Genomic DNA, 13,361 nt, shown 5'->3' with positions numbered 1-13,361 from the left:
GGAGCCCCCTTCCGCTACACTCTATTGGACCAAGCGACGCCGCCACTGTTGCGGCGTCTCACCCGTCCAGCGCCGGAAGGCTCGGGTGAAGTGGGCCGGATCCGAGTAGCCCAGCTCGTAGGCGATATCCGTGATCGGAACCTCGGTCTCCTCTAGGAGGCCGCGCGCCTGATCGCGCACGGTTCGCTGGGCCAGCCCTTCGAAACTCACTCCCTGTTCCGACAAGCGGCGCTGCAGGGTTCGGCGCGAGAGACCGAGCCGCCGGGCAACGCTGTCGATACCGGCCTCTCCTTGATCGAGCTGCAACAGCAGGATGTGCCGCACCACCTCGCTGAACTCGGTCTCGGCAGGCACGGGCGGATAGTCGGGCTCGCGATCTTGGGGCGGGCGCGGATTGGTCAGTGCCAGAAGCCTCGCCGGAAAGACGACCCCGGCCCGGTCGCCGCTGATCACATCGCAAGAGACGACCTTCTCGATCTCCCGGCGTCCGTCGAAGCGGCCCGCGACTTCCACTCGGTCGGGCGTCCATCTCGGCCCCGCAAAGTATCGGAGAAGGCCGAGCATGTAGCCTATGGCCAGCATCTCGTTCTTCTGCTGGCCGAGCCCCAAATTCTCCGTGACGCAATAGGTCCACTTGGCCCAGCGCCCTTCCACCGCCAGCGCGATGGTAGTCGCTCCTTGCAAGAGGCTGGCGAGAGAGCGGCTGCTCTCGAGAATGGCCTCGCCCAAGGTGGGCAAGGTGATTAGGTGCGCGCCATAGGCTCCGAGGCCCGGAATCCCGGCTTCCGTCGAGAGGCGGACGGCCAGGCTGTGATCGCCGATGGTGCGGGCGGCTGTCTCCAGGAGATGAAACTGATCGCGTAATAGGATCAGCCGCTGGGGCTGCTCCAACAGCGTGAGCGGGAGCTCCGCCTTCCGGAAGACCTTGGTGATCGAGCCGCCAGACGCCGCCACGATATCGGCGATCGGCCCGACAGTGCTCGCTTTGGTGAGCGCGTAGCTCCGCATGGCTCCATTTCCTGAGGCGCTGTTTGTTTGGCACCAAATGGCAAGTGCAGTCCTCTCCGGACCCTACCGTCCTTCCGCATCGCTGCCGATGGGAAGTTTGGCCAAAAGGCTTGTCCAAAAGCTGGCCCGAAAGAGCTGGCCCTCCGGCGGCAGACAACAACGACAGTCCCAATAAGGAGGAAGCCATGGCAGGCAAGGGATTTGACGACAGCAACATCAACTGGCGCACGATCGATGGCATCGACCACATCGCCTATCACATCTGCGAGGTGGACGTTGAGAACGGCACGGTCGATCTGCTGTTCAAGTTCGACGCGAACTCGAAGATCGCCATGCACAACCACATGGTCCCCTACCGGACCCTGGTGCTGCAGGGCGAGTTGCGGATCTATCGCCCCAACGGCGAGATCAAGGAGATCCGTCCCGTCGGCAGCTACGTGTCCGCCGGCCCGGGTGAGACGCATACGGAAGGCGGCGGCGATGAGGACGTCATCGTGTTCTTCTCCAACCGCAACGTGAAGGACGTTGTCTACGAGATCCTGGATGAGAACGGCGGCGTGGCGACCACGTTCGGCATTCCCGAGTTCTCGGCGCTTCTGGAGCAGCAGCGCGCGGCGGGCGAGAAGTGCAGCGAGCCGTATCCGGTCTAGGGACTTTTTCGGAAGGCGGCCGGACGTTTTTCGGTCGCTTTCCTCCGCTAGACGGGTCCCATGCTCACCCGCCGCCAGTTCGCTCAAGGCGCTACGGCCATATCGCTGCTCGCCCTCGCCCGAGGCGCCGGGGCCGCTACTCAAGCGCTTGCCGCCGAAGCCGATCTCGCCAGTCAGTTCGCTAAAATCGAAAAGAAAATTGGCGGCCGGCTGGGCGTGGCCGTCTCCGGCGCCGGCCTGAAGGCCGCGTACCATGGCGGCGAACGCTTTCCCATGTGCAGCACGTTCAAGCTGCTTGCGGTGGCGGCCGTCCTGCACCGGGTCGACGAGGGCGACGAGATGCTCTCGCGCGAAATCCCGGTCCCGCCCGATGCGATCCTAGACTACGCCCCCGTCGCCAAAGAACATGCCGGCGGCACCATGACCATCTCGGAACTGTGCGAAGCCGCGATGGTGTGGAGCGACAACACTGCCGCCAACCTCATCCTCGAAAGTCTCGGGGGCCCCGAAGCGGCAACGGCCTATGTGCGCTCGCTGGGCGACACCGTCACGCGTATCGACCGCATGGAACCGGAAGCCAATGTGTTCGGGCCCGGCGAGCTGCGCGATACGACACGCCCGAGGGCGATGCTGGACGACATGCAAGAGCTGTTTCTGGGCGATGCGTTGTCGCCGCTGTCGCGAGACCGGCTCACCGAATGGTTCGTGGCCAATCAGACGGGGAAGGATAGGCTCCGGGCCGGCCTGCCGCCGACATGGCGCGTCGGAAACCGCACCGGAACCGGGCCCCACGGCACGAGCAACGACGTGGCCATGGCGTGGGGGGAAGACGGCCAGCCCATTCTGATCGCCGCCTTTCTGACAGGCTCGAAGGCGGATGCGGCCGCGCGAGACAATGCGCTGGCCGATGTGGGCCGCGCCATCGGAGCGGCGGCAGCGGGCTGACCCTTAAGCGTTTGCGAGTTTGGTACGCAGCCCCGCGGCGGCCCCCTTCAGGCCCGGATAGTCGCTGATGACCACGTTGATCGGGATCGACTCAACGAAGGGCTTCATGCGGCCCTTGCGCTCGAATTCCTCACGGAAATCCGCTTGCTCCAACCGAGCCAGCATCTTGGGCGCGATGCCGCCCCCGATATACACCCCGCCACGGGCACCGAAGGCGAGCGCCATGTCGCCGGCAAACCGCGCCAGCCACTTGACGAAATAGTCCAAGGCCTGGACGGCCATGTCGTCCTCGCCGGCGATGGCAAGCTGTTCGACTTCCGCCGGCGTATGTTCCGCATCGCTGAAGCCGTAAGACCCGGCGACAGCCCGGTAGATATCGGCAAGGCCGGGACCCGACAGCGCGCGTTCCACGGAGAGACGCTCAAGCCCTTTACGCATGCGCTCCAGGATCGCGAGTTCGCGCTCGTTCTCCGCGGGGAAGGTTTGATGCCCGCCCTCGCCCGGAACCGGCACCCAACCGGTCGGCGACCAGACGAGGCTCGCCACGCCCAAACCCGTCCCCGGACCGAGGACCACTTTGGGCGCCTTCTCCACGGCGGTCCCGCCGTGCAGCGTGTAAAGCTCGTCCTTTGTCAGTACGGGAAGCGCATAGGCCTGAGCCTCGAAATCGTTGAACACGTATGCCGCGTCGAGCCCGGCCTCCTGGGCGAGCGTGCTTCGCTTGAACGTACAAGTGGCATTGGTGAACGAGACGGTGTCTTCCAGCAGCGGCGCCGCCACGGCCAAGCCGGCATGGGCGACTTTCTGCGGCGCATCCTCGAGATAAGCGCGCATGGCGGCCGCGAGGGTCGCATGCTCGGCCGTGGGAAAGGTTCGAATGTCGGAGAGATCGAGCGAGGCAAGATCGGCGATCGCGAAGCGCGCATTGGTGCCGCCGATATCGGCGACAAGTGCGTACGCTGGAAGTTTTGTCGTCATGGCGTCGAACCCTCGGCATCAAACCCTTGGCATCGAACCCGTGGCCCCCACCCCAGGCATCCGGGGCAGCGACCGCGAAAATTGCGGCCCTCGTGTTAGCCGATTTGGCGCCGTCCGGCGACTACTTCTCAATCGGCTTTGCCTTTTCCTCGGCTCCGGAACGCTCGACAGCGCCGATCACGCGAGCGTGACCGGGGCCTGTCTTCCTGAGGCCCCAATACTCCCCTTAGTCTAGTTGGTTGCGATTCGGGGGACGGCGTAACACGGGCTAAGCGAACTGGGACCAGCCCATCGTCCAACCGCGCCAAGTTCACCAATGCCTGCTCGGGAGACACTAATGAAATTGAAGTTGGCTCAGCTCGTTGCCGTTTGCACCTTGCTTCTCACGCCCGCCGTCCTGTCCGCCCACGAAGAAGCGACGGGCGTCGTCAAAGAACGCATGGACCTGATGGATAAGCAGAAGGACGCCATGAAAGTCCTCGGCGGCATGGCGAAGGGCCAGACGCCATTCGATGCTGCGAAGGCAACCGCCGCCGCAAAGGAGATCGAGGGCACCTCCGCCGAGATTCTGCAGCTCTTCCCGGAAGGCTCCGGCGGTCACCCCAGCGAGGCTAAACCTGAAGTTTGGACCCAGTGGGACAAGTTCACGACGGATACCGAGAAGCTGGCGACGGCCGCGGCGGCCCTGGAAGAGGCGGTGTCCAGTGAATCCCCGGAGTGGAAAGCCAAGTTCAAAGACGTCATCGACGCCTGCAAGACCTGTCACAAAACCTTCCGGGCGGAGAAGAAGGACTAGGCTGGCCCACTTCAAAGGTTGCTGTGACGGCGTGCTGCCTCCACTATCGGAACTGGCTGCCAAACTAGTACCGGGACGGCGCGCGGGCACGGCATGATCGACAAGCTTGAATTCCTCATCGCGCTCTCGCGGGAGCGCCACTTCGGTCACGCCGCAGAAAGCTGCGGCGTGAGCCAGCCGACGTTCTCGGCCGGAATCAAGCAGCTCGAAGACACGCTCGGTGTGCTGCTCGTCGAGCGCGGCTCGCGCTTCCGCGGGTTCACGCCCGAAGGCGAGCGCGTGCTGGACTGGGCACGGCGGATCGTTTCCGACACGCGCGCGATGCGCCAGGAAATTGACGCGCTAAAACATGGTCTTGCCGGACATTTGCGGATCGGCGCCATCCCGACGGCGCTGCCCATCGTAGCCATGTTGACGACCCCCTATCAGTCGAACCATCCGGACGTGCGCTTCACCATCCACTCCAGGACCTCCATCGAGGTCTTGAGCATGCTGGAGAATCTGGAGATCGACGCCGGACTGACCTATCTCGACAACGAACCGCTTGGCCGGGTGCAATCCGTGCCGCTGTACACCGAGTACTACCGCCTGCTCGCCTCCAGCGAGGGCCCGCTGGCGGATCGGGAAAGCGTCACATGGCAGGAAGTCGGCCAGATGCCGCTCTGCCTGCTGACACCCGACATGCAGAATCGCCGGATCATCGATGCGCAGTTGGCGGAGGTTGGCGCGGAAGTGGAGCCGAGGCTGGAATCGGATTCCGTCATCGTTCTCATCGCGCATGTGCGGACAGGAAAATGGACCAGCGTCATGCCGTCACGACTGGCGGAAGTATTGGGCGTCACCAAGAACGTCCGCGCCATCCCGATCGTCGATCCCGTGGTGACGCACTCGATCGGACTCGTCGTGCCCCACCGCAACCCGCTGACGCCGTTGATCAGCGCACTCGTGGCGGAGGCCAAGCAACTCGCGCCGGTCTTGGAGGGCATAGCGGCGATCAACTCGTCGCCGGAAGCCTTGGATGCCTAGCGACCGATGGGCCCAATCTGGTAACGCCGGAAACCAAGGCAGATTCCTATGGGTTCAATCAGGAATCCCGATCTCCCAACGGCTTTGCTTTATTGATTTCACAATAATAAATGTCCATTTTGAACACGGCTGAAGAAACGTTTCTGGGCAATGCAAAAGTACGAAAAATGGACGTCTGAGCGCGCAATCGAGATCATTGCGCAGCATCAGGATCAGAAGGGCGCGACGCTCCCCATCCTCCATGCTCTACAGGAGGTTTTCGGTTGCGTTCCGCTAGAGGCGGAGCCCTTGATTGCCGAGGCCCTCAATATTACACGGGCCGAAGTGCATGGCTGCGTGACATTTTATCACGACTACCGGCGCGAACCGCCGGGACGCCGTGTCCTCAAGATCTGTCTCGCCGAATCCTGCCAAGCCGCCGGCGTACGGTCGCTGGAGAAACGCGCGAAAGAGAAGCTCGGGGTGGAGATGGGCGGCACCACGGCTGACGCCCGCGTAACCCTCGAGCCCGTTTACTGCCTCGGACTGTGTCATTCCTCCCCCGCCGCCATGCTGGACAAGGATGTCTACGCGGGGCTCGACGAGGAGCGGCTGGACGAGCTGCTCAAGGAGGCGCAGGCGTGACCCGCATTTATATTTCCCGCGATTCCGGCGCGCTGGCCCTCGGGGCCGAAGCCGTCGTCAAACGCTTCGAAAAAGAAGCCAAGGAGCGTGGCCTCGATCTTGAGATCGTGCGCAACGGATCGCGCGGCATGTACTGGCTGGAGCCCTTGGTCGAAGTCGAAACGGATGAAGGCCGCGTCGGCTACGGTCCGGTTCGGGCCTCCAAGGTGGATGACCTCATCGAAGCCGGCATGCTCGAGGGCAAGCCGCACAAGAAATGTATCGGCGTCGTAGAGGAGTATCCCTGGTTCAAGAACCAGACCCGCCTCACCTTCGCCCGTGTCGGCACGACCGATCCGCGGTCGTTGGACGACTACAAGGCTCATGGCGGCTATGCGGGCCTGAAAAAGGCCCTCGAGGTCGGCCCCGACCGCATTATCGAGGAAGTCCTGGCCTCCGGCTTGCGCGGCCGCGGCGGTGCGGGCTTCCCCACCGGAATCAAGTGGCGCACGGTCGCCGACACGCCCCCGCAGCAGAAATACATCGTCTGCAACGCGGACGAAGGCGATAGCGGCACGTTCGCCGACCGCATGATCATGGAGGGCGATCCCTTCGTGCTCATCGAGGGCATGACGATCGCCGGCATCGCGGTTGGCGCGACCTACGGCTACATCTACCTGCGCTCCGAGTACCCGCATTCGAGCGTTGCCTTGCGCGCCGCCATCGACGCGGCACGCGAAGCGGGCCTCCTCGGCGACAACGTGGCCGGGTCGGGCTTTGCGTTCGACATGGAAGTCCGCGACGGTGCGGGCGCCTATGTTTGCGGCGAGGAAACGTCCCTGCTCGACAGCCTCGAAGGCAAACGCGGCGAGGTGCGCGCCAAGCCGCCGCTTCCGGCCCATATCGGCCTGTTTGGGCAGCCGACCATCATCAACAACGTCCTGTCGCTCGCGACCGTCCCGATCATCATGGACAAGGGCGGCAAGTATTATCATGACTTCGGCATGGGTCGTTCCCGCGGCACAATGCCAATCCAGCTGGCCGGTAACATCAAGCATGGCGGTCTCTACGAGACGGCTTTCGGCATTACGCTCGGCGAACTGGTCGACGACATCGGCGGCGGCACCTATTCCGGCCGTCCGGTTCGCGCGGTTCAGGTGGGCGGCCCGCTCGGCGCCTACTTCCCCCGCGAACTCTTCGACACGCCGTTCGACTATGAGGCCTTCGCGGCCCGCGATGGTCTCATTGGCCATGCCGGTGTCGTCGTTTTCGACGACACCGTGGATATGGCGCAGCAGGCGCACTTCGCCATGGAGTTCTGCGCGATCGAGTCCTGCGGGAAGTGCACCCCGTGCCGGATCGGTTCCGCCCGCGGCATGGAGGTGATCGACAAGATCGTCGCCAACGAAGACCGTGCCGCGAACCTGGAGATCCTCGAAGATCTCTGCAACACGATGAAGCTGGGCTCCCTCTGCGCGCTCGGAGGTTTTGCGCCCTATCCCGTAATGAGCGCGCTAACCCATTTCCCTGAAGATTTCGGCGCCGAAAAGAAGCGCCTCGAGGCCGCTGAGTGAGGAAAATCCGATGCCTTTGAATCCGGAAACCGACTACGGAACACCACAATCGAAGTCAGAGAAGCTCGTCACGCTGACCATCGACGGCACCGAGGTGACGGTCCCGGAAGGAACGTCCATCATGCGGGCGGCGATGGAGATGGGGACGCAAATCCCCAAGCTCTGCGCCACGGACATGCTGGACTCTTACGGGTCTTGCCGGCTGTGCCTCATCGAGATCGAAGGCCGTAACGGAACGCCCGCTTCGTGCACCACGCCTGCTGGCGAGGGCATGGTGGTCAAGACGCAGACGGATCGGCTGAAGCGGCTCCGCAAGGGTGTTATGGAGCTCTATATCTCGGAGCATCCGCTCGACTGCCTGACCTGCTCGGCCAATGGCGACTGCGAATTGCAGGACATGGCCGGCGCCGTGGGCCTGCGCGACGTGCGCTACGGCTATGACGGCCAGAAGCATCCCAATCCGGGCATCGACGACTCGAACCCGTATTTCACCTACGAACCGTCCAAGTGCATCGTCTGCTCCCGCTGCGTGCGCGCCTGCGAGGAAGTGCAAGGCACGTTCGCGCTGACGATCGCCAATCGCGGCTTCAAGTCGGTGGTCTCGCCCTCGATGCAGGAAAGCTTCCTCGAGTCCGAGTGCGTGTCCTGCGGCGCTTGCGTGCAGGCCTGCCCGACCGCGACGCTCAACGAAAAATCCGTGATCGAGATCGGCACGCCCGACACCGCGACCGTGACGACCTGTGCCTATTGCGGCGTGGGCTGCTCCTTCCGGGCCGAGATGCGCGGCGACGAACTCGTCCGCATGATCCCGCAGAAGGAAGGCAAGGCCAACCGCGGCCACTCCTGTGTGAAGGGACGCTTCGCCTACGGCTATGCGCACCACAAGGACCGCATCACAAAGCCGATGATCCGCGAGAAGATCACCGATCCGTGGCGCGAGGTTTCGTGGGAAGAAGCCATTCAGTACACCGCGTCGGAGTTCAAACGCATCCAGGCCAAATACGGCAAGAGCTCGATCGGCGGCATCACCTCTTCCCGCTGCACCAACGAAGAGACCTTCCTGGTGCAGAAGCTGATCCGCGCCGGCTTCGGCAACAACAATGTCGACACCTGCGCCCGCGTTTGCCACTCGCCGACCGGCTATGGCTTGAAAACGACCTACGGCGAGAGCGCCGGCACGCAGGACTTCGACTCCGTCGAGAAATCCGACGTCATCCTGGTTATCGGTGCCAACCCCACGGACGGCCATCCGGTCTTCGCCTCGCGCATGAAGAAGCGCCTGCGCCAGGGCGCGAAGCTGATCGTTGTCGATCCGCGCAGGACCGACCTGGTGAAGTCGCCCAACGTCGAGGCCGATTACCATCTGCCTCTGAAGCCCGGCACGAATGTCGCCGTCGTGACCTCTCTCGGCCACGTCATCGTCACCGAGGGCCTCGTGAACGAGGACTTCGTCCGTGAGCGGTGCGAGTGGGACGAGTTCCAGGATTGGGCCCGGTTCGCCGCCGATCCGCGTCACGCGCCCGAAGAGGTCGAGAAGATTTCCGGCGTTCCCGCCGAGCTGATCCGGAAAGCTGCCCGGCTCTACGCCACCGGCGGCAACGCGGCCATCTATTACGGTCTCGGCGTCACCGAGCACAGCCAGGGCTCCACCACGGTCATGGCCATCGCCAACCTCGCCATGGCGACCGGCAATATCGGCCGTGAGGGCGTCGGCGTAAATCCGCTTCGCGGTCAGAACAACGTGCAGGGCTCCTGCGACATGGGATCCTTCCCGCACGAACTGCCCGGCTATCGCCACGTCTCCGACACCGCAACGATGGAGCTGTTCGAGTCCCTGTGGGGCCGTCCGCTGCTCGATGAGCCCGGCTTGCGTATTCCCAACATGATCGACGCCGCGCTCGATGGCTCGTTCAAGGGCATCTATATCCAGGGCGAGGACATCCTTCAGTCCGATCCGAACACCCAGCACATGGCCGCCGGCCTCGCCGCCATGGAATGCGTGGTGGTGCAGGACCTGTTCCTGGTCGAGACTGCCAACTACGCTCATGTGTTCCTGCCCGGTTCGACCTTCCTCGAGAAGAACGGAACCTTCACCAACGCCGAGCGCCGCATCCAGCGCGTGCGCAAGGTGATGGCGCCGGTGAACGGTTATGAGGATTGGGAGATCACCCAGATGCTGTCCAACGCTCTGGGCTACCCGATGCATTACGATCATCCGTCGCAGATCATGGACGAGATCGCGCGCCTCACACCGACCTTCACGGGCGTCTCATACGAGAAGCTCGACGAGCTCGGCTCCGTGCAGTGGCCGTGCAACGACGAGGCGCCGGAAGGTACGCCGGTCATGCACATCGAGAGCTTCACGCGCGGCAAGGGCAAGTTCGTCGTCACCGAATACGTGGCAACGGACGAGAAGACCGGCCCGCGCTTCCCGCTCTTGCTGACCACGGGCCGCATCCTGTCCCAGTACAATGTGGGCGCCCAGACACGGCGCACGGAGAACGTGGTCTGGCACGAAGAGGATCGCCTCGAGATCCATCCCTTCGATGCCGAGAACCGCGGCGTGCGCGACGGCGACTGGGTGAAGATCGCCAGCCGCACCGGCGAGACGACCTTGCGGGCGCTGATCACCGAGCGTGTGGCGCCGGGCGTTGTCTACACCACGTTCCACCACCCGACGACGCAGGTGAACGTGGTGACGACCGAGTTCTCCGATTGGGCCACGAACTGCCCCGAGTACAAGGTGACGGCCGTTCAGGTCGCGCCGTCCAACGGGCCGTCCGAGTGGCAGGAGGAGTACGAGGAGCTGTCGAAGGCAGCGCGCCGTATCGCCGAACCTTTGGTGGCGGCGGAGTAGACCTCCGCCCCCTCGCCTCGCATCACGGAGAGCCTTGCGTTTATGAAGCCCGATAATCTCGTCTACATGGCGAACCAGATCGGTAAGTTCTTCCAGTACCAGAAGGAAGACGAAATCGTTCCGGGGATAGCCAGCCATATCAAGAAGTTTTGGGACCCGCGCATGCGCGAGGCGATCTTCGCCTATCTCGACCAAGGCGGAGACGGCCTCGATCCGTACGTAAAAGAGGCGATCCTTCATCTGAAAGAAGTGAAGAAGCCCGCGGAGACCAGCTTCCAGGGCACCTAAACAACACGGCCGGCGCGCTAGCTAGCGCTCAGCCATTCGCTCAAAAGAACCGGCCGCTCCCGATAAGGGAGCGGCCGTTGCTGATTCCTACTTGGATGTGTCGCCAGTGAGTTAGGCGCCAGGCTTGCCGGGCATCACGGCGACACCCCAGGGCAGACGTCCGACGGGCACGGACTTGACCGCTTTCAGCGAGTCGAGGTCGATGATCGTCATGTCGTTCGTCAGGCCGTTGGCCACGTAATATTTCTTGCCGTCCGCGCTGGTCTCGCCGTGCCAGGGGCGCTGACCGACCAGGATGTAGTCCACGACTTCCTTCTTGGCGGTGTCGATGACGGCAACGCGGTTGGACGGACCGAGCGGCACCATGACAAGCGACTCGTCCTTGACGAAGTCCATGCCGACCGGCTGAAGCTGCTCGGGACGCACGCCCGGCACCTCGAAGCGAATCTTGTTGGTGATCTCCCAGGTCGACGGATCGATCACGGAAACCGTGCCGCCCACTTCCGAAGAGACCCACAGCTCCTTGCCGTCCTTGGTCCACTTCGCCTCGCGCGGCCGGGAATCGACCAGCACGTTGGCGATGAGCTGGTGCGATTCGTTGTCGATGATATGCGCCATGCTCGTGCTTTCCGAGGTGGCGGCGGTGTACTTGTTGTCGGGGCTGACTGCCATGCCTTCGGGCTCCACGCCCACCGGCACCTCGGCCAAGACGTCGCCGGAGCCGAGATCCATGATCGTGACCATGCTGTCGTCTTCGTTGGCGATATAGATAATCTTGCCGTCGGGATCGATGTCCATCAATTCCGGATCGGGGCCACTTTCGAGCTGGCGCGTGATCTTGAGCGTCTTCGTGTCTACAACGTCGATGATGTCGCCGTCACCGGCCGCGACGAACAGTTCCTTGTTGTCGGGGCTCAGAACGATGCCGCGCGGGCGGCGGGCGGTCTCGATCGTATCGATGGTCTCCATCGTGTCTCCGTCGATGACCGTGACGGTGTTGTCCTTCTCGTTGGAGACGAAGATCGTCTCGGCGTGAGCCAGCGGAGCGGCGGCGAGAACAAACGCCGTCGCACAAACAGTTGCAAGGCCGATGCGTGTCATTGGGTACCCTTTGCGGCAGCTCGTTAGAATTTGCACTTGGTTTCTGGTTTGTCGAAACCGAGCGTGTCGGTGACGTATTTCGGATGAAGGAAGCCTTCCTGCGGCGACGTGGAAACCGGTACGCGCGTGCCGCCGCCCAGAATGATCGGCTGGCGCATCTGGTGATCCCAGGTGCGGAAGCTCAGCGCTTGGCCCTTGAAGGCCTCGAGCCGGAACTCATCCGACAGCATGTAATCCTTCACGCCTTTGGGATCGACCGTGCCGGACTTCTGTGCCGCGTCCGACAGAGCGCGGAGGCCCAGCCAGGCCGTATAATCCCGTTCGACCGGCGGGCGGTTTGCCAGACGAGGAATCGCGCGCTGAAAGCGCATGCCGCCCGACTCCGTGTAGGACTTGTCCCAGGCCGTCGCCTGAAGGCCCTGCGTGCCCACCACCGGGCGGGGCATGGTGGTGCGGTACATCAGATAGTCGCCGAAATCGTCGTCGCTATTGATCGACCAAACCACATCGTGCTCCGGAGCACGCTGGGTCTCCAACGCCATCTGCTGCTGTATCTGCTGATGCCCCGAGTCCAGATTCCGGGCTCCGGGGGGAAGGTCGTAGAGGTGGTCTTCCACCACCTTGCCGCCGAAACGCTTGGCGGCACGCTGGACCTGCGCAACGTAGTCCTGATCCTCGGGCGTATCGCGGCGGACGACATACCATCTCGGCCACTTCTTCCAGATCAGGTACTGCGCCAGGGCGTCGGCGCGCATCGCGTAGTCCGGAATGATATGGAAGACGTTCTGGCGGCATTCCTCCTGGCGCAGCTTGGTCGCGCTGGAGCGGATGTTCATGATGAGCGCGTCTTTGGCCTCTGGCAGATCGGCCACGGCCAGCAGATCGTCGGGCTCCAGGTCGGCGATAAAGAAGCGGTGGCCGGCCGCCAGCGCTTCCTTGGCTTTCGCCACGATATCCTCGTCTGCGGGGATGATGACTTCCTCAAGCTCGAAGCCATAGCCGACGAAATTACCGGCCTGGTTGGCCTCTTTCAGCATGAGGCGCGCGCCTTGGATGCCTTTGTCGGTGATCACCTTCTCCGCATAGGAGAGCGGGAGCGGCTCTTCGTATTCCTTGCCGAGATAGACGACATGCATCGTCTTCTTGGCGGGGTCCGGCTTTGCAGCCTTCGGCTTGCCGGTATCCGCCACAGCGTCGTCGCCGGCCTTCGGCTGCGCGTCGCCGGTCTTGGCCGGCGTCGCAGCGTCATCTGTGCCTGGGGCGTATTCAGCGCCAGCGGGCAAAGATCCAACAGCAAGAGCTGAAAAGAGGAGTGCCGCACTTACCAGTCCGAAAAAGCGGGTATGGGGCACACGGGGGGAGTTCGAACGCAAAGGCACCATCTCTCTTGAATGTTTCCAACCAACATTTCTTCGCCGAGGGCTTCGCGCCCTTCTGTCTCAGACCTTCACCCCCTTGGCAAGGTGCGCTGCACAATACTGCCTAAGCTCCAAGGCCGAGGGCGACGGTTCTGTACTAATGATATAGGCGCGCCC

12 protein-coding genes are annotated in these 13,361 nt (G+C 63.2%); 8 read left to right on the top strand and 4 right to left on the bottom strand.

What is annotated here, in order from left to right; translation table 11 throughout:
* Positions 1 to 21: 21 nt before the first annotated feature.
* Positions 22 to 1,008: an AraC family transcriptional regulator gene (locus tag AUC70_RS08630; protein WP_069444448.1), complete on the bottom strand. Its 987-nt coding sequence runs from the start codon at positions 1,006 to 1,008 to the stop codon at positions 22 to 24.
* A gap of 185 nt (positions 1,009 to 1,193) precedes the next feature.
* Here AUC70_RS08630 and AUC70_RS08625 point away from each other — a divergent pair, with 185 nt between their 5' ends.
* Positions 1,194 to 1,658, top strand: coding sequence for a cupin domain-containing protein (locus AUC70_RS08625; RefSeq protein ID WP_069444643.1), 465 nt, complete (start codon positions 1,194 to 1,196; stop codon positions 1,656 to 1,658).
* A gap of 60 nt (positions 1,659 to 1,718) precedes the next feature.
* Positions 1,719 to 2,603 (top strand): class A beta-lactamase, encoded by an 885-nt coding sequence (gene bla / locus AUC70_RS08620; protein WP_069444447.1) that lies wholly within the window; start codon positions 1,719 to 1,721, stop codon positions 2,601 to 2,603.
* A 3-nt stretch (positions 2,604 to 2,606) separates the two neighbouring features.
* On the opposite strand, the gene glk is transcribed toward bla, so the two are convergent.
* A complete protein-coding gene (gene glk / locus AUC70_RS08615; protein WP_069444446.1) occupies positions 2,607 to 3,581 on the bottom strand; it encodes a glucokinase in 975 nt (324 codons plus the stop codon).
* 337 nt (positions 3,582 to 3,918) lie between these two features.
* Between glk and AUC70_RS08610 the strand changes: the two genes are divergently transcribed.
* The 6 genes from AUC70_RS08610 to AUC70_RS08585 all read left to right on the top strand — a co-directional run bounded on the left by AUC70_RS08610 (position 3,919) and on the right by AUC70_RS08585 (position 10,725).
* Positions 3,919 to 4,377, top strand: a complete 459-nt coding sequence (locus tag AUC70_RS08610) for a c-type cytochrome (RefSeq protein WP_069444445.1) — start codon at positions 3,919 to 3,921, stop codon at positions 4,375 to 4,377.
* Positions 4,378 to 4,470: 93 nt separating this feature from the next.
* Complete coding sequence (locus tag AUC70_RS08605; protein WP_069444444.1) at positions 4,471 to 5,403, top strand: LysR family transcriptional regulator; 933 nt, start codon at positions 4,471 to 4,473, stop codon at positions 5,401 to 5,403.
* A gap of 150 nt (positions 5,404 to 5,553) precedes the next feature.
* Positions 5,554 to 6,027 (top strand): formate dehydrogenase subunit gamma, encoded by a 474-nt coding sequence (locus AUC70_RS08600; protein ID WP_069444443.1) that lies wholly within the window; start codon positions 5,554 to 5,556, stop codon positions 6,025 to 6,027.
* Positions 6,024 to 7,580 carry a formate dehydrogenase beta subunit gene (locus tag AUC70_RS08595; protein WP_069444442.1) on the top strand — a complete coding sequence of 519 codons (1,557 nt, stop codon included), beginning with the start codon at positions 6,024 to 6,026 and terminating at the stop codon, positions 7,578 to 7,580. Before AUC70_RS08600 ends, AUC70_RS08595 begins: the two co-directional genes overlap by 4 nt.
* A gap of 10 nt (positions 7,581 to 7,590) precedes the next feature.
* Positions 7,591 to 10,437 (top strand): formate dehydrogenase subunit alpha, encoded by a 2,847-nt coding sequence (gene fdhF, locus AUC70_RS08590; protein ID WP_069444441.1) that lies wholly within the window; start codon positions 7,591 to 7,593, stop codon positions 10,435 to 10,437.
* A 42-nt stretch (positions 10,438 to 10,479) separates the two neighbouring features.
* Complete coding sequence (locus AUC70_RS08585; protein WP_069444440.1) at positions 10,480 to 10,725, top strand: formate dehydrogenase subunit delta; 246 nt, start codon at positions 10,480 to 10,482, stop codon at positions 10,723 to 10,725.
* Positions 10,726 to 10,836: 111 nt separating this feature from the next.
* Here the strand turns inward: AUC70_RS08585 and AUC70_RS08580 are convergent, their stop codons facing one another.
* Together AUC70_RS08580 and AUC70_RS08575 are read right to left on the bottom strand one after the other, a co-directional pair.
* Positions 10,837 to 11,826, bottom strand: a complete 990-nt coding sequence (locus AUC70_RS08580; protein ID WP_069444439.1) for a PQQ-dependent catabolism-associated beta-propeller protein — start codon at positions 11,824 to 11,826, stop codon at positions 10,837 to 10,839.
* Positions 11,827 to 11,849: 23 nt separating this feature from the next.
* A complete protein-coding gene (locus AUC70_RS08575) occupies positions 11,850 to 13,016 on the bottom strand; it encodes an ABC transporter substrate-binding protein (protein ID WP_206599336.1) in 1,167 nt (388 codons plus the stop codon).
* Positions 13,017 to 13,361 lie beyond the last annotated feature (345 nt).

The organism is Methyloceanibacter stevinii (assembly GCF_001723355.1).
GTDB classification, from domain to species: Bacteria; Pseudomonadota; Alphaproteobacteria; order Rhizobiales; family Methyloligellaceae; genus Methyloceanibacter; species Methyloceanibacter stevinii.
This window is presented reverse-complemented; position numbering and strand designations above follow the sequence as displayed.

Excerpts from the sequence above, each read along its gene's own strand:
- AUC70_RS08630 (WP_069444448.1), bottom strand. The coding sequence starts at position 1,008 with ATGCGGAGCTACGCGCTCACCAAAGCGAGCACTGTCGGGCCGATCGCC.
- AUC70_RS08625 (WP_069444643.1), top strand. The coding sequence starts at position 1,194 with ATGGCAGGCAAGGGATTTGACGACAGCAACATCAACTGGCGCACGATC.
- bla (WP_069444447.1), top strand. The coding sequence starts at position 1,719 with ATGCTCACCCGCCGCCAGTTCGCTCAAGGCGCTACGGCCATATCGCTG.
- glk (WP_069444446.1), bottom strand. The coding sequence starts at position 3,581 with ATGACGACAAAACTTCCAGCGTACGCACTTGTCGCCGATATCGGCGGC.
- AUC70_RS08610 (WP_069444445.1), top strand. The coding sequence starts at position 3,919 with ATGAAATTGAAGTTGGCTCAGCTCGTTGCCGTTTGCACCTTGCTTCTC.
- AUC70_RS08605 (WP_069444444.1), top strand. The coding sequence starts at position 4,471 with ATGATCGACAAGCTTGAATTCCTCATCGCGCTCTCGCGGGAGCGCCAC.
- AUC70_RS08600 (WP_069444443.1), top strand. The coding sequence starts at position 5,554 with ATGCAAAAGTACGAAAAATGGACGTCTGAGCGCGCAATCGAGATCATT.
- fdhF (WP_069444441.1), top strand. The coding sequence starts at position 7,591 with ATGCCTTTGAATCCGGAAACCGACTACGGAACACCACAATCGAAGTCA.
- AUC70_RS08585 (WP_069444440.1), top strand. The coding sequence starts at position 10,480 with ATGAAGCCCGATAATCTCGTCTACATGGCGAACCAGATCGGTAAGTTC.
- AUC70_RS08580 (WP_069444439.1), bottom strand. The coding sequence starts at position 11,826 with ATGACACGCATCGGCCTTGCAACTGTTTGTGCGACGGCGTTTGTTCTC.